The organism is Streptomyces sp. NPDC057428 (assembly GCF_042803195.1).
Classification (GTDB): domain Bacteria; phylum Actinomycetota; class Actinomycetes; order Streptomycetales; family Streptomycetaceae; genus Streptomyces.
Genome location: NZ_JBHVCT010000008.1, coordinates 61,138 through 80,382, shown reverse-complemented (window position 1 = coordinate 80,382; position 19,245 = coordinate 61,138). Strand labels below are relative to the sequence as shown.

The 19,245-nt window shown below is 70.4% G+C and carries 16 protein-coding genes; 9 read left to right on the top strand and 7 right to left on the bottom strand.

Annotated elements, in window-relative coordinates:
* Positions 1–103: 103 nt before the first annotated feature.
* Positions 104–1,099, bottom strand: a complete 996-nt coding sequence (locus ACFU5K_RS05425; RefSeq protein ID WP_384057145.1) for a TAXI family TRAP transporter solute-binding subunit — start codon at positions 1,097–1,099, stop codon at positions 104–106.
* Between the two features lie 102 nt (positions 1,100–1,201).
* Here ACFU5K_RS05425 and miaB point away from each other — a divergent pair, with 102 nt between their 5' ends.
* Both miaB and ACFU5K_RS05415 read left to right on the top strand, forming a co-directional pair.
* The gene (gene miaB, locus ACFU5K_RS05420; RefSeq protein WP_384057142.1) at positions 1,202–2,722 is read left to right on the top strand and encodes a tRNA (N6-isopentenyl adenosine(37)-C2)-methylthiotransferase MiaB; all 1,521 of its coding nucleotides are present in this window, start codon (positions 1,202–1,204) and stop codon (positions 2,720–2,722) included.
* A gap of 14 nt (positions 2,723–2,736) precedes the next feature.
* Complete coding sequence (locus ACFU5K_RS05415; RefSeq protein WP_384057140.1) at positions 2,737–3,453, top strand: class III extradiol dioxygenase subunit B-like domain-containing protein; 717 nt, start codon at positions 2,737–2,739, stop codon at positions 3,451–3,453.
* Positions 3,454–3,524: 71 nt separating this feature from the next.
* Here the strand turns inward: ACFU5K_RS05415 and ACFU5K_RS05410 are convergent, their stop codons facing one another.
* A complete protein-coding gene (locus tag ACFU5K_RS05410) occupies positions 3,525–3,782 on the bottom strand; it encodes an antitoxin (protein ID WP_384057137.1) in 258 nt (85 codons plus the stop codon).
* A 176-nt stretch (positions 3,783–3,958) separates the two neighbouring features.
* On the opposite strand from ACFU5K_RS05410, the gene miaA reads away from it, so the two are divergent.
* Positions 3,959–4,894: a tRNA (adenosine(37)-N6)-dimethylallyltransferase MiaA gene (gene miaA, locus ACFU5K_RS05405; protein WP_384057135.1), complete on the top strand. Its 936-nt coding sequence runs from the start codon at positions 3,959–3,961 to the stop codon at positions 4,892–4,894.
* Between the two features lie 311 nt (positions 4,895–5,205).
* On the opposite strand, the gene ACFU5K_RS05400 is transcribed toward miaA, so the two are convergent.
* Both ACFU5K_RS05400 and ACFU5K_RS05395 read right to left on the bottom strand, forming a co-directional pair.
* Positions 5,206–6,183: a RimK family alpha-L-glutamate ligase gene (locus tag ACFU5K_RS05400; RefSeq protein WP_384057132.1), complete on the bottom strand. Its 978-nt coding sequence runs from the start codon at positions 6,181–6,183 to the stop codon at positions 5,206–5,208.
* 93 nt (positions 6,184–6,276) lie between these two features.
* Positions 6,277–7,551 (bottom strand): MFS transporter, encoded by a 1,275-nt coding sequence (locus ACFU5K_RS05395; RefSeq protein ID WP_384057129.1) that lies wholly within the window; start codon positions 7,549–7,551, stop codon positions 6,277–6,279.
* A gap of 766 nt (positions 7,552–8,317) precedes the next feature.
* Here ACFU5K_RS05395 and ACFU5K_RS05390 point away from each other — a divergent pair.
* A complete protein-coding gene (locus ACFU5K_RS05390; protein ID WP_384057126.1) occupies positions 8,318–9,517 on the top strand; it encodes a GNAT family N-acetyltransferase in 1,200 nt (399 codons plus the stop codon).
* Here the strand turns inward: ACFU5K_RS05390 and ACFU5K_RS05385 are convergent.
* From ACFU5K_RS05385 to ACFU5K_RS05375, 3 genes are all read right to left on the bottom strand, one after another.
* Positions 9,490–9,942 (bottom strand): group II intron maturase-specific domain-containing protein, encoded by a 453-nt coding sequence (locus tag ACFU5K_RS05385; protein ID WP_384057242.1) that lies wholly within the window; start codon positions 9,940–9,942, stop codon positions 9,490–9,492. The two genes, ACFU5K_RS05390 and ACFU5K_RS05385, sit on opposite strands and share 28 nt — an antisense overlap.
* Positions 9,924–10,997, bottom strand: coding sequence for a mechanosensitive ion channel family protein (locus tag ACFU5K_RS05380; protein ID WP_384057124.1), 1,074 nt, complete (start codon positions 10,995–10,997; stop codon positions 9,924–9,926). Before ACFU5K_RS05380 ends, ACFU5K_RS05385 begins: the two co-directional genes overlap by 19 nt.
* 528 nt (positions 10,998–11,525) lie before the next feature.
* Positions 11,526–11,711, bottom strand: a complete 186-nt coding sequence (locus ACFU5K_RS05375) for a hypothetical protein (RefSeq protein ID WP_384057121.1) — start codon at positions 11,709–11,711, stop codon at positions 11,526–11,528.
* 559 nt (positions 11,712–12,270) lie between these two features.
* Here ACFU5K_RS05375 and ACFU5K_RS05370 point away from each other — a divergent pair.
* The 5 genes from ACFU5K_RS05370 to hflX all read left to right on the top strand — a co-directional run bounded on the left by ACFU5K_RS05370 (position 12,271) and on the right by hflX (position 19,180).
* The gene (locus tag ACFU5K_RS05370) at positions 12,271–12,708 is read left to right on the top strand and encodes a hypothetical protein (RefSeq protein WP_384057240.1); all 438 of its coding nucleotides are present in this window, start codon (positions 12,271–12,273) and stop codon (positions 12,706–12,708) included.
* Positions 12,709–12,777: 69 nt separating this feature from the next.
* Positions 12,778–13,650 carry a diaminopimelate epimerase gene (dapF, locus tag ACFU5K_RS05365; protein ID WP_384057119.1) on the top strand — a complete coding sequence of 291 codons (873 nt, stop codon included), beginning with the start codon at positions 12,778–12,780 and terminating at the stop codon, positions 13,648–13,650.
* Positions 13,651–13,791: 141 nt separating this feature from the next.
* Positions 13,792–15,936 carry a RelA/SpoT family protein gene (locus ACFU5K_RS05360; protein WP_384057116.1) on the top strand — a complete coding sequence of 715 codons (2,145 nt, stop codon included), beginning with the start codon at positions 13,792–13,794 and terminating at the stop codon, positions 15,934–15,936.
* Positions 15,937–16,035: 99 nt separating this feature from the next.
* Positions 16,036–17,526 carry a M1 family metallopeptidase gene (locus ACFU5K_RS05355; protein WP_384057113.1) on the top strand — a complete coding sequence of 497 codons (1,491 nt, stop codon included), beginning with the start codon at positions 16,036–16,038 and terminating at the stop codon, positions 17,524–17,526.
* Positions 17,527–17,659: 133 nt separating this feature from the next.
* Complete coding sequence (gene hflX, locus ACFU5K_RS05350) at positions 17,660–19,180, top strand: GTPase HflX (RefSeq protein WP_384057111.1); 1,521 nt, start codon at positions 17,660–17,662, stop codon at positions 19,178–19,180.
* Positions 19,181–19,245 lie beyond the last annotated feature (65 nt).

Genomic DNA, 19,245 nt, shown 5'->3' with positions numbered 1-19,245 from the left:
GCGGCGGAGCGATCCGCTACGGCACGCACGAACCGCACGGCCTCCTGGTGACGGTCACCGTGCCGCGCGACGCCCCGCACGTCTGAGAGCCTGTCCGGACGCATCAGGGCTTGGCGGAGCGGTAGTAGCGCCTGGCCCCTTCGTGCAGCGCCAGCGGATCGGTGTAGATCGCCGTACGCAGGTCGACCAGCTGCGCCGCGTGCACCTCCTGCCCGATCCGGTCCCGGCTGTCGATCACGGTCCGGGTGAACGCCTCCGTCATCAACGGGTCCGTACGGTCAGTGGTGATCAGCAGGTTGGCGACCGCCACGGTCTGTACGGCCTGCCCCCGCTGCGCGTGGTCGTAGGCGTCCGCCGGCATGATGGCGGACCTGTAGTGGCGGGTGGAACCGCCGGCCGCCCGGAGCTTGCTGATCAGAGACGCCTCCAGCGGCACCAGCCTGATGTCGAACTTCTGCGAGAGCTCTTCCACCGCACCGGTCGGCAGCCCGCCGGACCAGAAGAAGGCGTCGAGCTCGCCGTCTACCAGCCGCTGCGGCATCGTGTCGATGCCGGCCTGGACAGGCTTGATGTCCTCGGACGGGTCGACGCCCGCCGCCGTCATGAGCCGGTCCGCGACGAGGAGCACGCCCGAGCCCTTCTGCCCGACACCGACACGCTTGCCCCGCAGGTCCGAGACCTTGCGGATGCCGGAGCCCCGGGGCACGACCAGTTGGACGTAGTCGTCGTAGAGCCGTACACACCCGCGCAGCCGTTCGCCATTGGGCTTGCCGCTCTGCAGGTAGGCGGCAACCGCGTCGACGGTGGCGATGGTGAAGTCGGCCCTGCCCGTGGCGACCCGTTCGATGTTCTGCTGCGAGCCCTCGCTGTCCTCCAGCCGTATCGACACCTTGGGCATGTCCTTGGCCAGTGCTCCTTCGAGCCGCTGACCGTACCGCTGGTAGACCCCGCTGCGTACGCCTGTGGAGAAGGTGAGCGTGCCGCTCGGCTCCCCGTCCCCGAGCGGGAGGACCCACCACAGCAGCAGCCCGAGCACGACGGCGGCGGCGCCCCCCTGGAGGGTGCGGCGCCGGCCGAACCGGGACAGTGCGTGGAGCATGGCGCGATCCTGCCAGGCGGTGCCCCGTCCTGGCCAGGCCGGCGGGGGGGGGGCCGGACCACCGGCGGAGGAGGTGGTCCGGCCAGCGCCTACCCTTGTCCCATGAGCAGCGGCAACCGGAGCGAAGCAGTGGACGTCCAGAAGAGCTACGAGGTACGCACTTACGGGTGCCAGATGAACGTCCACGACTCCGAACGCTTGTCGGGGCTCCTGGAGGGCGCCGGATACGTGCGCGCTCCCGAAGGCTCCGACGGCGACGCCGACGTCGTCGTCTTCAACACCTGCGCCGTGCGTGAGAACGCGGACAACAAGCTCTACGGCAACCTCGGCCGCCTCGCCCCGATGAAGACCAAGCGCCCCGGGATGCAGATCGCCGTCGGCGGCTGCCTGGCGCAGAAGGACCGCGACACCATCGTGCGACGGGCCCCCTGGGTCGACGTCGTCTTCGGTACGCACAACATCGGCAAGCTGCCCGTCCTCCTGGAGCGCGCCCGGATCCAGGAGGAGGCACAGGTCGAGATCGCCGAGTTCCTGGAGGCGTTCCCCTCGACGCTGCCCACCCGCCGCGAGTCCGCCTACGCGGCGTGGGTGTCGATCTCCGTCGGCTGCAACAACACCTGCACCTTCTGTATCGTCCCCGCGCTGCGCGGCAAGGAGAAGGACCGCCGAACCGGCGACATCCTGGCCGAGATCGAGGCCCTCGTCGCCGAGGGCGTCAGCGAGATCACTCTGCTCGGCCAGAACGTCAACGCCTACGGCTCCGACATCGGCGACCGCGAGGCCTTCTCCAAGCTGCTGAGGGCCTGCGGCGCCATCGAGGGCCTGGAGCGCGTCCGCTTCACCTCGCCCCACCCGCGCGACTTCACCGACGACGTGATCGCGGCGATGGCCGAGACCCCGAACGTGATGCCCCAGCTGCACATGCCGATGCAGTCGGGCTCGGACACGATCCTCAGGGCGATGCGCCGCTCGTACCGTCAGGAGCGCTTCCTCGGGATCATCGAGAAGGTGCGCGCCGCGATGCCGGACGCCGCCATCTCCACGGACATCATCGTGGGCTTCCCCGGCGAGACCGAGGAGGACTTCGAGCAGACCATGCACGCCGTGCGTGAGGCCCGGTTCGCGAACGCCTTCACCTTCCAGTACTCCAAGCGCCCCGGGACCCCCGCAGCCGACATGGAGGGGCAGATCCCCAAGGAGGTCGTCCAGGAGCGCTACATGCGCCTGTCCGCCCTCCAGGAGGAGATCTCCTGGAACGAGAACAAGAAGCAGGTCGGCCGCACCCTGGAGGTCATGGTCGCGGAGGGCGAGGGCCGCAAGGACGGCGCCACCCACCGCCTCTCCGGCCGCGCTCCCGACAACCGGCTGGTCCACTTCACCAAGCCGTCCCAGGACGTGCGTCCAGGCGACGTGGTGACCGTCGAGATCACCTACGCCGCGCCGCACCACCTGCTGGCCGAGGGCGCCCCCCTGAGCGTCCGGCGCACCCGGTCCGGCGACGCATGGGAGAAGCGCACCGCCGCTCCGGCCTCGCAGCCCGCCGGCGTGATGCTGGGCCTGCCCGGTATCGGCGCGCCCGCCCCGCTTCCCGCGGCCGCGGCCCCGGGGTGCGCACTCGACTGAGTACGCTGACCGGCATGCTTGTCGCCGCTGCCGTCTGTCCCTGCCCGCCACTGCTGGTTCCCGAGGTGGCCGCGGGAGCCGGGCCCGAACTCGACGGCGCGCGGAACGCGTGCCTCGACGCGCTGGGCGTGCTCGCCGCGGCGAGGCCGGACCTGCTGATCGTGGCCGGACCGGCCGCACCGGACGGCCGGGGACCGTTCCCACCGGGCTCGCAGGGATCCTTCGCGGGGTTCGGGGTGGACCTGAGCGTGCGGCTCGGTGAGGGGCCTGACGGGGCCCCCGCCCCGGAGAGCCGGCTGCCGGCGTCCCTCGCGGTCGGGGCCTGGCTGCTGCGGCGCGCGCGGTGGAACGGGCCGGTCGAAGGACTGGGGGTCGGTGAGCCGCTTCCGGCCGACCGCTGCCTGCGGGCCGGAGCGGACCTCGCGGACCGGGCGGAGCGGGTTGCCCTGCTCGTCATGGGTGACGGCAGCGCCTGCCGGACGGTCAAGGCGCCCGGTTACCTGGACGAGCGGGCCGAGGACTTCGACGCGGCGGCGGCCAGGGCCCTGGGATCGGCGGACATCGCCGCACTGAGCGCCCTGGACGAGTCGCTCGCGTACGAGCTGAAGGTGTCCGGCCGGGCGCCCTGGCAGGTGCTCGCCGGCGCGGCCGAAGGGGCCGGTCTGGGCGGACAGCTGCTGTACGAGGACGCGCCGTACGGAGTGGGCTACGTCGTGGCCGCCTGGTCCTGAATCACCGGGGACGGCGCCGTGCGGGCCGCAGGCCCACATGGCGCCACGGCCCTCGGTCCGCCGGTGAGGCGTCAGGCAGCCGGGGGTGCGGGCGGTGTCGTCGGCGGCGTGCCGCCACCGTCCTTCTGCCCCAGGCGGTCGACAGCGTCCTTGGCCTTCTGCGTGCCGGACACGATCTTGTCGCTGTACTTGCCCTTGGTCGTCTGATCGACCGTGCGGGCGGCCTTGTCGAGGCCCTGGTCGATCTTGCCCCCGTGCTGCTGCGCGAGGTCGCCGACCTTTTCCCTGGCCGGGGCCAGCTTGGCCTTCAGGTTGTCCAGGAAACCCATGGGTCACCTTCCGTGCTGGGGACTGGTGGTGACATTTTACTCGTCGGCGGGCAAACACGTGTGACTCGCCGCTACCGGATGCGCCGCCGCCCGTGCGGGCGACGGCGCATCCCGGACGCAGGTGAGCTTCACCCCGGGCGGTCGGAAGGCGTCGCGGAGTTTGGGAGACTGTCCCGGTGAGAAGATCTCCCGCCCCCCGCGTCATCACCGTCGTCGGCCCCACAGCGGCCGGAAAATCCGATCTTGGTGTCTTTCTCGCCCAGGAACTCGGTGGTGAAGTGGTCAACGCCGACTCCATGCAGCTCTACCGGGGCATGGACATCGGCACGGCGAAGCTGACGCTCGCGGAGCGCGACGGCGTCCCCCACCACCTGCTGGACATCTGGGACGTCACCCAGGCCGCGAGTGTGGCCGAATACCAGCGGCTCGCCCGCACCGAGATCGACCGGTTGCTGGCAGCGGGCCGCACTCCCGTCCTGGTCGGCGGCTCCGGTCTCTACGTGAAGGGCGCGATCGACGCCCTGGAGTTCCCCGGCACCGACCCAGACGTGCGTGCCAGGCTCGAACAGGAGCTGACGGAACTCGGATCCGGTTTCCTGCACGCCCGGCTGGCGGCCGCGGACCCCGAGGCCGCCGGCGCCATCCTGCCCAGCAACGGACGGCGTATCGTCCGCGCCCTGGAGGTCATCGAGATCACGGGCAAGCCCTTCACTGCCAATCTGCCGGGCGACGAGCCCGTCTACGACGCGGTTCAGATCGGGGTGGACGTCGAGCGCCCCGAACTCGACGAGCGGATCACCACCCGGGTGGACCGGATGTGGGAGGCCGGGCTGGTGGACGAGGTGCGCCGGCTCGAATCCCTCGGACTGCGTGAGGGGCGAACAGCCTCCCGGGCCCTCGGTTACCAGCAGGTGCTCGCGGCGCTCGCGGGGGAGTGCGGCGAGGAGGAGGCGCGCAACGAGACCGTGCGCGCCACCAAACGCTTCGCGCGCCGCCAGGACTCGTGGTTCCGGCGCGACCCTCGCGTCACGTGGCTGAATGGTGGCCAGGAACACCGAGGAGAACTCCCGCACCTGGCGCTGGCGTTGGTCGAACGGGCGGTCACAGCCTGATCGCATGACAGGCAATCGACGTGTAGCAGGAACCCTCGGTGCTGCATCGACGCAGGTCAGGAGGAATCCTGGGTTGCGGGGCTTCATCAGACTTCGACAGTCTGGAACAGTCCTCGGGGACGGATGCTGACCTCTGACTTTGCTGATGGTCGGTCAGTCGCGCGGGGTTGGTTGCGGGTGGGGTCCTGGAATTTGCTGCGTGATCCGACGGTGACTCTCGAGTGGACGCTCGCCTCCCCCGCACACTGACAGCAGGTCGCGCTGAGGTCGTCCGGGGCGACCCGCCATGGGTACGCCCCGGACGGGGATGGTCAGGAGCCCGCGGTGATCCGGTCCCGTACATACGTGACGAGCGCTGCCGCCACCCGTGAGCGGTCCGGCTCCGGCAGGTCCTCGTAGGCCGCTGAGACCGTCATCCACTCGTTGAAGACCGGTCCCTCGCGGGTGAGGAGCCAGTCCACGCACAGGTAGTCCGCGTCCACCCCCGTGGCCAGCCGTTCGCTGAGCGTGCGCACTTCGTCGTCGCCGTCGAAGGACACGCCGGAGCCGCCCTCACTCACGTTGGCGAGGTAGGAGCCTTCCTTCGGGCGGCGCAGCATCACGGCGACCGCCTGCCCCCGGTGTACGTACACCCGCACGTCGCCGTCGTTCTCCTGGAATGGCTGCACCACCGCGCCCAGCGCCGCCGGGGTGAGGAGGTCGACCGCGGCGGTCAGTTGCTCTGGGCCCTCGGCCTTCAGCACCCCGAAGCCCATGGCCATGGCCCGGGGCTTGACCACGTAGGGACCGGTGCCCAGCTCCTTTCTGACCACCGGCAGCACCCGGCGGGCGTACCGCCCGAAGGGGACCGCGACCGTCGGCGGGACCGGAATCCCGAGCGCCGCCGCCTCGTGACACATCGCGAGTTTGTCCGACCCCAGCGACTCGGCGTCACGGATGCCGTCGTTGAGGAGCACCCGGCCGGCCGCTTTGACGGTCCGCGTGATCGCCTGGATGTGACGGCCGATGCCGGCGTCCCACGTCCAGTCCGACAGCAGGAAGGCGTGACCGCCGTCGAGCAGGTCCTCCTCGTCCAGGTACAGACGCGGCGTCCCGCCGGACCATGCCGGCACGAGATCCCCGGAGTGCACCACCCGCACGGGCAGACCGTTGCGCTCGAAGAGGTTCACGCGGTCGGAGCCCTCCTTCTGCAGCAGGAGGTGGCGTCGGGGGTCGTAGTTGTCAGGGTTGGTGATCCACACGATCGCAGGGGCGCCGGTCGCGCCGGTCGGGGGGAGTGCGTCGGTCACGGTAGGGCTTCCGTTCGTCGGGCATACGGGGGGCGGGGCGAGCGACGCGGCTCGGCCCCGGTCATGCGGCGGGACAGGCACGGCCGGCCCCGGTCAGGTGACCGCCAGGGGTTCGCCGGCGGGCGGGCCGGTCGGCAGGGTCCGCATCCGGCGCAGCGGGGAGAGGACTAGCCAAAGGAAGGCGAGCGAGGTGCCGACCGCCCCCGTGAGCACTGCGCCCCGGGCACCGAACAGTTCGGCCAGCACACCACCGCAGAGGCTGCCGATGGGGCGTGCCCCCCAGGCGAAGAACCGTACGGTGGCGTTGACCCGGCCCAGGAGGTCCGGCGGCACGGTCCGCTGGCGGAAACTGACCTGGGCCACGTTGTAGACGACGAGCGCCGCGCCCAGCCCGAACAGCGAGACGCTGACCAGCGCAAGCCGCCACCCTGGCTGGACGAGCGCGGCGAGCAGGGTGAGCGGGGCGCCGCACGCGACGCTGTACTTCACCGCCGTCGCGTCGCCCAGCCTCTCGATGAGGCGGCGTACCACGAGCGTGGCGAGGACGCCTCCGAGGCTCCCCGCTGTCAGCAGCAGACCCACCGTGGTCGCGGGCACCGCGAGATCGCGGGCGAGCAGGACCAGGAGCATCGCGTAGGACATGCTCCAGAACAGGGTCATCGTCGTGGAGCACAGCACGATGGGCCGCAGCAGCGCGTCCCGCGTCACCACTCGCACGCCCTCGGCGACACCCCGGAGCAGCCTGGGGCGGTCCTTGCGGGGTGGAAACGGTTCCGGCCGTCGGATCAGGGCGACGCACAGGGCGGACCATAGGTACCCCACTGCTGTCGCGACGATCGCAAGGGGCGCGGTCACCAGCTGGATGAGCAGACCGCCGGCACTGGGGCCGACCACGCCCGCCACCTCCTCGACGCCGATCAGCCGGGCGTTGGCGGCGACGAGGCGGTCACCGCCGACCACATGCGGCAGGTAGCTCTGCTCGGCGACGTCGAAGAAGACCGTGAGGACGCCGGTGACGAGGGAGACCGCGCACAGGTGGAGCACGTCGAGGGTGCCCAGGCTCCACGCCACCGGAATGCTGCCCAGGGCCACGGCGCGGCCGAGGTCAGAAGCGATCATCACCGTCCGCTTGCGCATACGGTCCACCCACACCCCCGCGGGCAGCCCGATGACGAGGAACGCCGCCGTCTGGCAGGCCGCGACGGAGGCGACCTCAAAGGCGGAAGCGTGCAGGGTAGTGGTCGCAAGGAGTGGCATCGCCAATCCCAGCAGACGGAAACCGAGCTGGCTCAGCGCCTGGGCGGCCAGCAGCAGGCGCAGGGCGCCCACCTCGCCTCCGCCGGCGGTGGAACGGGGTGGTCCGACCATCACCAGTGCCTTTCAGGGGGCGCGGCCCCGTGACGGCACGGGACCGTGGTGCGGCGCACACCCACGACGGGGCCCTGGGGGCGGCGGTCTCCGAGGTGCGGGACGACGCCACCCGGGTCCTGCCGGGAGCGCGACGATGCTAGAGGCGGCACCGGAGCGCCGCAAGCGGGCGAGAGGGGACGGAGAGCGGGTGAAGAGACACAAAAAGTCCGGAGTTGTACGGGAGTTGGGGAGACATCAGGAATCTCCTGGCAAAGCGGCAGGTCACCTCTCCCATCGGTTTGCTGCTGATATCCGCCGACGCGCGACGACAGCGGCGGGACGTCCCTTTCCTGGCATACGGGCGCTTGCGCCGCCGCACGGCACTGCCCTACGTTGTCTTCGCCACCGCGCCGCAGGCGACGACACGACCGCCTTCGCTGCGGTTTGTCCCGCCCCGCGCCCTTGATCCCGGCCCTCCCGCCGTGTGCCGGTGCGGTACCCCTTCCTCTGCGCCCCGCGGGGCGCTACGCCCGCTGCGCCCACGTCCTACGCTCTGCCCCACGACGGCTCCGCCCGCCCAGGTACGTCTCGTACGGCGACCCCATCCCGTCGGGGCGTGCGGTACCTGCGCGGACCTGCGGCACGCCGGGCATGGGAAGGGCCTCACGGCACGGCGCCATCGACCAGCAGAAACGGCTCAACCGGCAGAGACCGGCCGACGGAACACACCGACGGGCCCGTACGCGACGTCACCGGCCGCCATGGCGCTGATGAGGAGACCATCATGCACACACCGGACGTGGACATCCGGACCGCCGAACGTGACGACCGAAGACCCCCGTCACCTAGCCGGACGCATGAACAGCCCACCCCGGGCGGCGTATCCGCCCTTCCCCCCGCTCTCGGCGTCGTCCGGCGGGCCGCGCACCTTCCCCGCACATCCTGGGACCGTCTCGCCGGTCCCGACAACGCCTATCTGGCGACCCGTTGGCTCGACGTGGCGGAGGACACCTCCGGCGCGGCCATGCGTTATCTCACCCTCACCGACGGCGAGGGCCTGGCCGGTGCACTGGCCACCGCGGTCGCCCACGCGGATGCCCCGTGGCTCGCCGGCCGGCCCGACACCGTACTGCGGCTGTGCGCGGAAGAGGGGCGGCAGGGAGCACAGGAACTTGCCGCGGACCTTCCCGGCGACCTCGCCGACGCCCTACTGCCCGGCCTTGTCTGCGGAGGGCGGCACCTCGGCCGCACCACCCTCTTGAGCCGCGACGGCCACGACAGCCACGACGCCACCGGCGTAAGCCTGCTGGGCGCCGCCGAGCGTCTGGCGGACGAGGATGGACTGCGTAGCGTCGCCTTCCTTCACGTCGACGAGCACGACACCGCGCTGCGGACCCTGCTGACCCGCCGCGGCTACCGCTCCTTCCACTCCGAGGGCTACCACTGGCTGCTGGTGCCGCAGGGCGGCTTCGCGGAGTACCTCGCAGGGTTCTCCGCCCACCGCCGCCGCCGGATCGGCGCCGAACGCCGGGCGGTGCGCGATGCCGGCGTCCAGATCGACATAGGCCCGCTCGAACCCGCCGATATCCCCCGCTTCGCGGAGCTGGAGGCCACACTCCTCGGCAAGTACGGAATGAGTGCCTGGACCCCCGCACGCTCCGCGGCCATCCTGGAGCGCGCACTCGGCGCATGCGGTCCGGACGCGCTGGCGGCCACCGCCCGCCTCGACGGCGAGATCATCGGCTTCGCGCTGATCGTGGTCCACCAGGACCGCTGGTTCGCGCACCGCGCCGGGTTCGACTATGCCGCCCAGCGCAGGCTGCCGCTCTACTTCGAGCTGCTCTTCTACCACCTGGTCGAGGCCGCGGCCCGGGCCGGCGTCACCGTCATCCACTACGGCACGGGCAGCGGCGCCGCCAAAACCTCACGGGGCTGTCTCGGCTCAGGGCAATACGCCTACCTCCGTACGGCGGCCTTCGGCTGAAGGGGGGGGCCACATCGCGTGCCCGTATCCCACACTTCGACCACGTCTTCGTCCCGCTCCACGGAAGACGACATCAGCGATCCACGCACCTGACTGCCTGGGCACGGCAAAGGCAAGAACGCACCAGGTAGAGGCCGACCGCAGTCATCCGGATGAACGTCGCCCCGGACGAGGTACCCCCGTACGTTCCCGTCCCCGCAAGAGCGACCCCGACGCCGAGAAAGAGTGGTCGGGTGGCCCGAGGGAGTCCTAACCCCCGGGCTCCCACAGAACTCGGAGCGGTGGAACGCTCCGTAGTACTGCATCCAGTCGCGCACGATCGGGTTGATCCTGCGGGCCAGTTCGGCGAAGGTGAGGCCGATCCGCAGGTGAAGCCGCCAGGAACGGACCTCCCCGCCACGATGTTCTACAGGACCGAAAGGGATCCGTCGCGTTGCGGGGGAATCGCCACGCCGTTCTGCTGGAGGGCGACGGTACGCGCCGGGGAGGGAATACGGATGCCTTCCACGTGGTAGCGCTTGTGCAGCCGCTTGATGAACTCGTGCTTGATCCGGTACTGGTCACTGAACTCACCCACGCCCAGGATTACGGTGAAGCTGATCCGTGAGTCCCCGAACGTGTGGAAGCGGACGGCGGGTTCGTGCTCGGGCACCGCGCCTTCGACCTCCGTCATGACCTCGGTCACGATCTCGGCGGTGACGCGCTCCACGTGCTCCAGGTCGCTGTCGTAGCCGACGCCGACCTGCACGGTGAGGGTCATCTCCTGTTCCGGGCGGCTGAAGTTGGTCATGTTGGTGCTGGAGAGCTGGTCGTTCGGGATGATGACGAGGTTGTTGGAGAGGTTGCGTACGACGGTGTTGCGCCAGTTGATGTCGACGACGTAACCCTCCTCCCCGCTGGTGAGACGGATGTAGTCGCCGGGCTGGATCGTCTTCGAGGCGAGGATGTGGATGCCCGCGAAGAGATTGGCGAGCGTGTCCTGGAGAGCCAGGGCGACCGCGAGACCGCCGACACCGAGGGCGGTGAGCAGCGGAGCTATGGAGATGCCCAGGGTCTGCAGAACGACCAGGCAGCCTATGGCCAGGACGACGACGCGGGTGATGTTGACGAAGATCGTGGCCGATCCGGCGACACCGGAACGGGACTGCGTGACCGCCCGCACCAGGCCGGTGATCACGCGTGCCGCGGTGATGGTCGCGGCGAGGATGAGCAGCACCGTCAGGATCTGGTTGACGGCGTTGTTGACCCGGTCGGTCAGCGGCAGCGCCGCCGCGGCGGCCGCCACTCCGCCCGCGAGCGCCGCGATCGGCACCAGCGCGCGCAGCGCGTCGACGAGGACGTCGTCCCCGCTCCACCGGGTACGGGTCGCGTGCTTGCTCAGCCAGCGCAGGAGGATGCGCAGCAGGACGCCCGCCGCGAGCCCGACGGCCATCCAGACGACCGCGACGATCCAGTCGTGAAGCGTGAGGTCCCGGTTCACCGGCTGCCTGCCGTCCTGCCGGGAAGGGAGCGTGCACCCGATATGTGATGTGTCGTCACCTTGTTGCCACCTGCTGCTCGAGTCCGGGATGTGCGGGCCTCGCCGTAACGACGAGTCGTTGACCGGCGGGGCTCGCTCATCTTGCTACATGCGCAGGGGTGCTTCGCGGCAGGGCCGCTCGCGTCGGGCCATCTCCCCGCGGGCACTGCCACGCACTTGCACCGGCTGTCAGTTGACTGCTGGCGTACGTAATGGGAAGACGGCGCCGGACTCGCATGAGGCCCCCCTTCCGCGGTCGGGACGAACGGCTGGAAGGGATGGGCGGTGATGTTCGGGCAGGCGCAGTCTCGCTCGTTCTCATGGGTCTCGACAACCATACGATCACCAGCACCGTGCCTGCTCTGTTCTCCGGGATCCCGTGCCACACACCGGACATGACACTACGTCACTTGTGAAACCGGCGAAACGGGCCATTCCCAATCACGCAACGCCCCTGCAGGGCCAACGCCCCCCACGACCAGGGAGACATCAGAGAACTGGCCACCGGGACGCCCTCCCCGGAATCTCCACCCCGTCATCCGGAAAGACCGCCGAAATCGCCGTCGTGGTGCTGAAGTCGAGGCCGTTGTTCAGGAGTATGGCGGCTTTGGAGACGGAGCCGGGCAGGAGGTGCCGGTAGGTACGGAAGGTGATGTTGATGTCGGAGTGTCCCACCGCAGGCGCATGCCGGCCATGAGGTCGACGATGAGGCGGAAGGTGTCGTCGTCGCGGGCCGGGCGGGGAGGCGGACCTGTTCCTTGATGGGGATCACGGTCGGGCTCGGGCGGTACTCCGGCGGACTGACATCGAGAAGCTGGTCGAGAGCTACGATGCCGCGCCTGTGCGCGTCCTTGAGGATGCCCTTCACGCGAGCCCCGGGTGTTGTGGAAGCGGATCGTGCAGAGGTGCGGGCGACTTTAGGCCCTGCGGCACTCGCAGGGCTTGAAGAAGCTGCCCATGCCCCGCGCAAGCTTGTTCGACATGATCGTGATGGTTCCTCCTTCCGGCTGGTCGCGACCGGTCAATCCGGCGCTGACCTGCGGCTATTGCTGACCTCTTGCTGACTCGCCGACCAGCAGCAGGCGTCTGACCTGCGCAAACCCTCCTGAGGGGCTATAACAGCCTGATCACGTGATGGCATCGGGACGCTCCGCCCGTCATTTCGGCGCCCGGGAGCGTGCCATCATCGAGCATCGATCGACCAGTGGAGTCCGAGTTGGGAGGGCGCGTGGCGATGGAAGCCGGCCCCCGCGACACAGACCAGGATGTACCGGGCACGCAGCACGGGACAGGACACCTCAGTCCTGACGGGCCCGACGAGCACGACGTGGTCGGCGAGGTCGAGGTCGAACTCCGCCCGGCCCGCAGGCTGCGGATCTGGCAGCTCGCGCCGATCGTGGCGCTGGCGGCGGTCGGATCCCTGATGTTCGCCTTCCCCCTCGCCTTCGAGTTCGGCGGCGGCGGTGCCGTGGTGGCTATGCTGGGACTGCTGATCAGCTGCTGCGCGGCCGGCTGGGGCATGATGGCCGCGCGCCGCGTCGGGTACACCTGGCCGGGCCTTACCTCCCGGGGGCCGCACGAGCGCCCCGACTGGCGGGTCATCACGCTGTACGTCGCTCTCTGCGGCGCGCTGGTCACCCTCGCCGTCTGGCGCGTGGCCCGCCTCCGCTGAGACGCCCGTCGCCGGGCACGTGGACCCCCGGTCCGGCGGACATCCGTCGCGGCCTCGTACAGTTGGTTCGTGAGCACATCGCAGATCGCCTTCCTCAAGGGCCACGCCACCGAGAACGACTTCGTGATCGTCCCCGACCCGGAGAACGCCCTGGACCTGCCGGTTCACCTCGTCGCCCGGCTGTGCGACCGCAGGGCCGGCATCGGCGGCGACGGACTGCTGCACGTCGTGCGTTCCGCGGCGCACCCCGATGCCGAGGGCATGGCGGAGCAGGCGGAGTGGTTCATGGACTACCGCAACGCCGACGGTTCGGTCGCCGAGATGTGCGGCAACGGGGTCCGCGTCTTCGCCCGCTACCTCCAGCGTTCCGGTCTCGTCGCCGAAGGCGATCTCGCCGTCGCGACCCGGGGTGGGGTCAAGCGGGTGCACATCGCCAAGGACGGCGACGTCACGGTCTCCATGGGACGCGCCGTGCTGTCCGGCGCCGGAGTCACGGTCACGGTGGACGGGCGCAGCTGGGACGCCCGCAACGTGAACATGGGCAATCCGCACGCCGTCGCGTTCGTCGAGGACCTGGACCACGCCGGGAACCTGTACTCCGTACCGCCGTTCAGCCCGCAGTCCGTCTACCCGGACGGGGTCAACATCGAGTTCGTCGTGGACCGCGGGCCGCGGCACGTCGCGATGCGCGTCCACGAGCGCGGCTCCGGCGAGACACGTTCCTGCGGCACGGGTGCCTGCGCAGTGGCCGTGGCCGCCGCACGCAGGGACGGCGTGGACCCCGCGCTGACCGGCGCCCCCGTCACGTACACCGTGGACCTCCCCGGGGGGACGCTTGTGATCACCGAACACCCCGACGGCGGGATCGACATGACGGGCCCCGCGGTCATCGTCGCCGAGGGCGTGATCGACGCCACGTGGCTCGAAACGATGATCGGTTAGAGCTTCGCTCGAATGGGTGATCCGTTTCACGCTGAGCGAGAGCTGGACTGCGCCACGTGGTGGGGTCGATAGCATCAAGCACCGGCCCGGGGGCGCATCCGCACCCCTTGCCCGCCGGTCGACGTTCGCCGGAGGTGCCCCATGAGCGCAGAGGCCGCCAATCCAGGTGCTCCCCTTCGCAAGCGCGGTCGTGCGCGGATCGATCTGCGCCGGCTGGGCCGGGTCGCCCTGCTCGGGCCCGCTTCCCGTGACCGCCTGCCCGACGCGATCGGACACGTGGCGGACGCGCATCGCGCGCACTATCCGGACGCCGATCTGGCCATTCTGCGCAAGGCTTACGTCCTCGCCGAGTCCTCCCATCGCGGCCAGATGCGCAAGAGCGGCGAGCCTTACATCACCCATCCTCTCGCGGTCACCCTGATCCTCGCCGAACTCGGCGCCGAGACGACGACCCTGACGGCGTCCCTGCTGCACGACACGGTCGAGGACACCGAGGTGACCCTGGATCAGGTGCGCCGGGAGTTCGGCGACGAGGTCTGCTACCTCGTCGACGGCGTCACCAAGCTCGAGAAGGTCGACTACGGCGCCGCAGCCGAGCCCGAGACCTTCCGAAAGATGCTCGTGGCCACCGGCAACGACGTCCGGGTCATGTCGATCAAACTCGCCGACCGGCTGCACAACATGCGGACCCTCGGTGTCATGCGTCCCGAGAAGCAGGTCAGGATCGCCAAGGTCACCGAGGACGTGCTCATCCCGCTCGCCGAACGCCTGGGCGTGCAGGCGCTGAAGACGGAGCTTGAGGACCTGGTCTTCGCGATCCTCCACCCCGTCGAGTACGAGAGCACCCGCGCCCTCATCACCGCGTGGGAGGGGGCGCAGGACCCGCTGACCGAGATCGCCGACGGCGTCCGGTCGACCCTGCGGGAAGCGGGGATCAGCGCAGACGTGCTCATCAGGCCGAGGCACTTCGTATCGGTGCACCGGGTGAGGGCGAAACGCGGGGAGATGCGCGGCACCGACTTCGGCCGGCTGCTGGTGCTGGTCGGCGAGGATGCCGACTGCTACGCGGTCCTGGGCGAACTGCACACCTGCTTCACTCCGGTGATCTCGGAGTTCAAGGACTTCATCGCGGCTCCCAAGTTCAACCTCTACCAGTCGCTGCACACCGCGGTCGTCGGTCTCGAGGGAGCTGTCGCGGAGGTCCTGATCCGCACCCACCGGATGCACAAGGTCGCCGAGGCCGGGGTCGTCGCGCTCGGCAACCCGTACACCCAGGACGGCACCGGCGCCGCGCACCAGGCGGAGCCCGCCGACGGCGAGCGCGCCGACCCGACGAGGCCGGGCTGGCTCTCCCGCCTCCTGGACTGGCAGGAAGCGGCCACGGACTCCGACCAGTTCTGGACCACCCTGCGCGCCGACCTGGCCCAGGACCGGGAGATCACCGTCTTCCGCACCGACGGAGGCACCCTCGGGCTGCCGGCGGGTGCCAGTTGCGTCGACGCCGCATACGCGCAGTACGGCGAGGAGGCACACGGCTGTATCGGCGCCCGCGTCAACGGGCGGCTGGCGACGCTCAGCACCGTGCTGAACGACGGCGACACCGTGCAGTTGCTCATGGCCCAGGACGGCTCCTCCGGCCCTTCGCCCGAGTGGCTCGACCATGTGCGTACCCCCGGCGCCCGTATCGCGATCACCGGGTGGCTTGACACCCATCCGGACGGTGCGCAGGGGCCCCGCAAGAGCCCTGCCGCACCGAGACCGCAGGCGCAGCCCGCCGATGACGCGGCGAACGGCAAGGGGAAGGCGGCAGACCGGGACCCGAGCGTGCTCGTCGACAGGCCGGGCGCACCGGTCCGGCTCGCGGGCTGCTGCACGCCCGTGCCGCCCGATGCCATCGTCGGATTCACCGTGCGGGGCGGCGCCGTCACCGTGCACCGGGACGAGTGCCCGGCGGTCGCCCGTATGCGCGCGCTCGGCAGGCCGGCCGTCGGGGCCCGCTGGAACGACCCGGGGGAGTGGAGCCGCAGCGCCGACTACCGGGTCACCCTCGTCGCCGAGTCGTTCGGACGGCCCCGGCTGCTGGCCGACCTCACCGAGGCCATCGCGGCCGCGGACGCGGCCATCGTCGCGGCGACGGTCGAGCCGCCCAGCGAGCAGCGCGTCCGGCACACCTACACGCTGCAGCTGCCCGACGCTGCCGGACTGCCCGGCCTCATGAGGGCGATGCGCGACGTACCCGGTGTGTACGACGTGAGCCGCGCCCAGCAGCCCGCCGCCGCCGGCTGAGCCCCCACGGCCGCCACCCTGCCGGGTGCCGCGACCCGTTCGGGTGGTCCGGCGCGCGCCACCCCCCGCGGGGAGTGCGCGCGCTGATAGCCGTAGTCCATGCCGCTCCCCTCGCGCCGACTGCGCGCCGCTCTGCTGGCCACCGCGTCGCTCAGCCTCGTCGCCGCCACCCTGCCCGCGCCCGAACCGCTCGGCATCGGCGACCGCCTGTTCCCGCATCTGGGCAACCCCGGTTACGACGTCCTCTCGTACGACATCTCGCTCACCTACAAGGGCAGCAACACCAAGCCCCTCGAAGCGGTCACGACCATCGACGCACGCACCACCGCGCCGCTGGAGCGGATCAACCTCGACTTCGCGAGAGGCACCGTCCGCTCCGTGGAGGTCAACGGACTGAACTCCGACTTCGCCACCGCGCAGGAGGACCTGGTCGTCCGGCCGCCCCTCCGCCTCCCTTCCGGGGCGCCTGTACGCATCACCGTCCGGCACACGAGCGACCCCTCGGGGGAGAAGGCCGACGGAGGCTGGGTCCCGACCTCGGACGGGCTCGCGATGGCCAACCAGGCGGACGCCGCGCACCGGGTCTTCCCCAGCAACGACCACCCCGCGGACAAGGCGTACTTCACCTTCCGGGTGACCGCGCCCAACGGCCTCACGGTCGTGGCCGGCGGGCTGCCGGCCGGCAAACGGCACCAGGCGGGCGCCACCACCTGGACCTACCGCACCCGGCACCCCATGGCGACCGAGCTGGCCCAGGTGTCCATCGGCCGTTCCGCCGTGCTGCGGCGCACCGGGCCGAACGGACTGCCCGTACGCGACGTGGTCCCCGAGGCCGACCGCGCGAAGCTGGAACCGTGGCTGAAGAAGACGCCCGGGCAGCTGGCCTGGATGGAGAAGCAGGTCGGCCCGTATCCGTTCGAGACGTACGGGCTCCTCGTCGCCGACACCGATACGGGCTTCGAGCTGGAGACGCAGACGCTCTCCCTCTTCGAGCGCTCCCTGTTCGCCGGCACCGGCTACCCCGAGTGGTACGTCGACTCCGTCATGGTCCACGAGCTCGCCCACCAGTGGTTCGGCAACAGCGTCTCGCCGCGTTCGTGGTCGGACCTGTGGCTCAACGAAGGACACGCCACCTGGTACGAGGCGCGGTACGCCGAGGAACACGCGGGCAAGCCGCTGGAGCGGCGCATGAAGGAGGCCTACGCGCGCTCCGACGCGTGGCGGGCCGCCAGCGGCCCCCCGGCCCGCCCGGACGTCCCGACGCCCGGCCACAAGATCAGTCTGTTCAGGCCGGTCGTCTACGATGGCAGCGCGCTCATCCTGTACGCACTGCGGGAAGAGATCGGCACGGCGGCGTTCGGCCGTCTGGAGCGGACCTGGGTCCGTGAGCACCGGGACGGGTCGGCGACCACCCGCCAGTTCACCGACCTGGCGTCGCGGATCGCCGGCCGGGACCTGACGGCGTTCTTCGGCGGCTGGCTGTACGGGAAGAAGACCCCGCCGATGCCGGGACACCCCCAGTGGCGCAGTCAGGCACCACGGAACGCGGCGGGCGGACAGGTCCCGGCGAGGGCACCGAAACCCGAGTGACGAGCCGGGAGCGGACATGCCAGTATCGACGGGTCGGCACGGCGGCCGGCCGGTGGGCCCCACCCGTGGGAATCTTCCGGCGGTGTCACGCGTTGTGACTGGCGTAACGGACTTCTATCGACGTAAGGATCCAATGACCTCCTCTTCCTCCCTTCCCCAGGACGCGCAGGACGCGCAGAGCGCCACGGAATCCGTATCCGAGAGCCTCAACGAGGGCCTTCGGGCCGACGCCCTGATGGAAGAGGACGTCGCCTGGAGCCACGAGATCGACGGTGAGCGGGACGGTGACCAGCTCGACCGTTCCGAGCGTGCGGCACTGCGCCGCGTCGCCGGTCTCTCCACCGAACTCGAGGACGTCACCGAGGTCGAGTACCGGCAGCTGCGCCTGGAGCGGGTCGTGCTCGTCGGTGTGTGGACGTCGGGCACGGTCCACGACGCGGAGATCTCCCTCGCGGAGCTCGCCGCCCTCGCGGAGACCGCGGGCGCGCAGGTCCTCGACGCCGTGTTCCAGCGCCGAGACAAGCCCGACCCGGCCACGTACATCGGATCGGGCAAGGCGCTCGAACTGCGCGACATCGTGCTCGAGTCCGGGGCCGACACCGTCGTCTGCGACGGTGAGCTCAGCCCGGGCCAGCTGATCCACCTCGAAGACGTCGTCAAGGTGAAGGTGGTCGACAGGACCGCCCTGATCCTCGACATCTTCGCCCAGCACGCCAAGTCCCGGGAGGGCAAGGCCCAGGTCTCGCTGGCCCAGATGCAGTACATGCTGCCGCGCCTGCGCGGCTGGGGTCAGTCCCTGTCCCGTCAGATGGGAGGCGGCGGTTCCAGCGGTGGTGGCGGCATGGCCACGCGTGGTCCCGGTGAGACCAAGATCGAGACGGACCGGCGCCGTATCCGCGAGAAGATGGCGAAGATGCGCCGGGAGATCGCGGAGATGAAGACCGGCCGCGAGATCAAGCGCCAGGAACGCAAGCGCAACAAGGTGCCCTCCGTCGCCATCGCCGGATACACCAACGCAGGCAAGTCCTCGCTGCTCAACCGGCTCACCGGTGCCGGTGTCCTCGTGGAGAACGCCCTGTTCGCCACCCTGGACCCGACCGTGCGCCGGGCCGAGACCCCGAGCGGCCGGATCTACACCCTGGCCGACACCGTCGGGTTCGTGCGGCACCTGCCCCACCACCTCGTGGAAGCGTTCCGGTCCACGATGGAGGAGGTCGGTGAGTCCGACCTGATCCTTCACGTGGTGGACGGCGCCCACCCGGTGCCCGAGGAGCAGCTCGCCGCCGTGCGTGAGGTGATCCGGGAGGTCGGCGCCGTCGACGTACCCGAGATCGTCGTGATCAACAAGGCGGACGCTTCGGACCCGCTCGTACTGCAGCGCCTGATGCGCGCCGAGAAGCACGCGATCGCCGTGTCGGCACGGACGGGTGCGGGTATCGACGAGCTCCTCGCGCTCATCGACGCCGAGCTGCCGAGGCCTTCCGTCGAGATCGAGGCACTCGTGCCCTACACCCAGGGTGCGCTCGTCTCCCGGGTGCACGCCGAGGGTGAGGTGATCTCCGAGGAGCACACCCCGGAGGGCACGCTGCTCAAGGCCCGGGTCCACCAGGAACTCGCTGCCGACCTGGGCATGTTCGCGCCGGTCGCCCACTGACGCCTATGCGGTGACACGAGGGCCGGGCTCCCGCACGGGGCCCGGCCCTCGTGCGTCCGGCGGCC

Excerpts from the sequence above, each read along its gene's own strand:
- ACFU5K_RS05370 (WP_384057240.1), top strand. The coding sequence starts at position 12,271 with ATGGAAGCCGGCCCCCGCGACACAGACCAGGATGTACCGGGCACGCAG.
- miaB (WP_384057142.1), top strand. The coding sequence starts at position 1,202 with ATGAGCAGCGGCAACCGGAGCGAAGCAGTGGACGTCCAGAAGAGCTAC.
- ACFU5K_RS05355 (WP_384057113.1), top strand. The coding sequence starts at position 16,036 with ATGCCGCTCCCCTCGCGCCGACTGCGCGCCGCTCTGCTGGCCACCGCG.
- ACFU5K_RS05415 (WP_384057140.1), top strand. The coding sequence starts at position 2,737 with ATGCTTGTCGCCGCTGCCGTCTGTCCCTGCCCGCCACTGCTGGTTCCC.
- ACFU5K_RS05425 (WP_384057145.1), bottom strand. The coding sequence starts at position 1,099 with ATGCTCCACGCACTGTCCCGGTTCGGCCGGCGCCGCACCCTCCAGGGG.
- ACFU5K_RS05410 (WP_384057137.1), bottom strand. The coding sequence starts at position 3,782 with ATGGGTTTCCTGGACAACCTGAAGGCCAAGCTGGCCCCGGCCAGGGAA.
- ACFU5K_RS05390 (WP_384057126.1), top strand. The coding sequence starts at position 8,318 with ATGCACACACCGGACGTGGACATCCGGACCGCCGAACGTGACGACCGA.
- ACFU5K_RS05395 (WP_384057129.1), bottom strand. The coding sequence starts at position 7,551 with ATGGTCGGACCACCCCGTTCCACCGCCGGCGGAGGCGAGGTGGGCGCC.
- hflX (WP_384057111.1), top strand. The coding sequence starts at position 17,660 with ATGACCTCCTCTTCCTCCCTTCCCCAGGACGCGCAGGACGCGCAGAGC.
- ACFU5K_RS05360 (WP_384057116.1), top strand. The coding sequence starts at position 13,792 with ATGAGCGCAGAGGCCGCCAATCCAGGTGCTCCCCTTCGCAAGCGCGGT.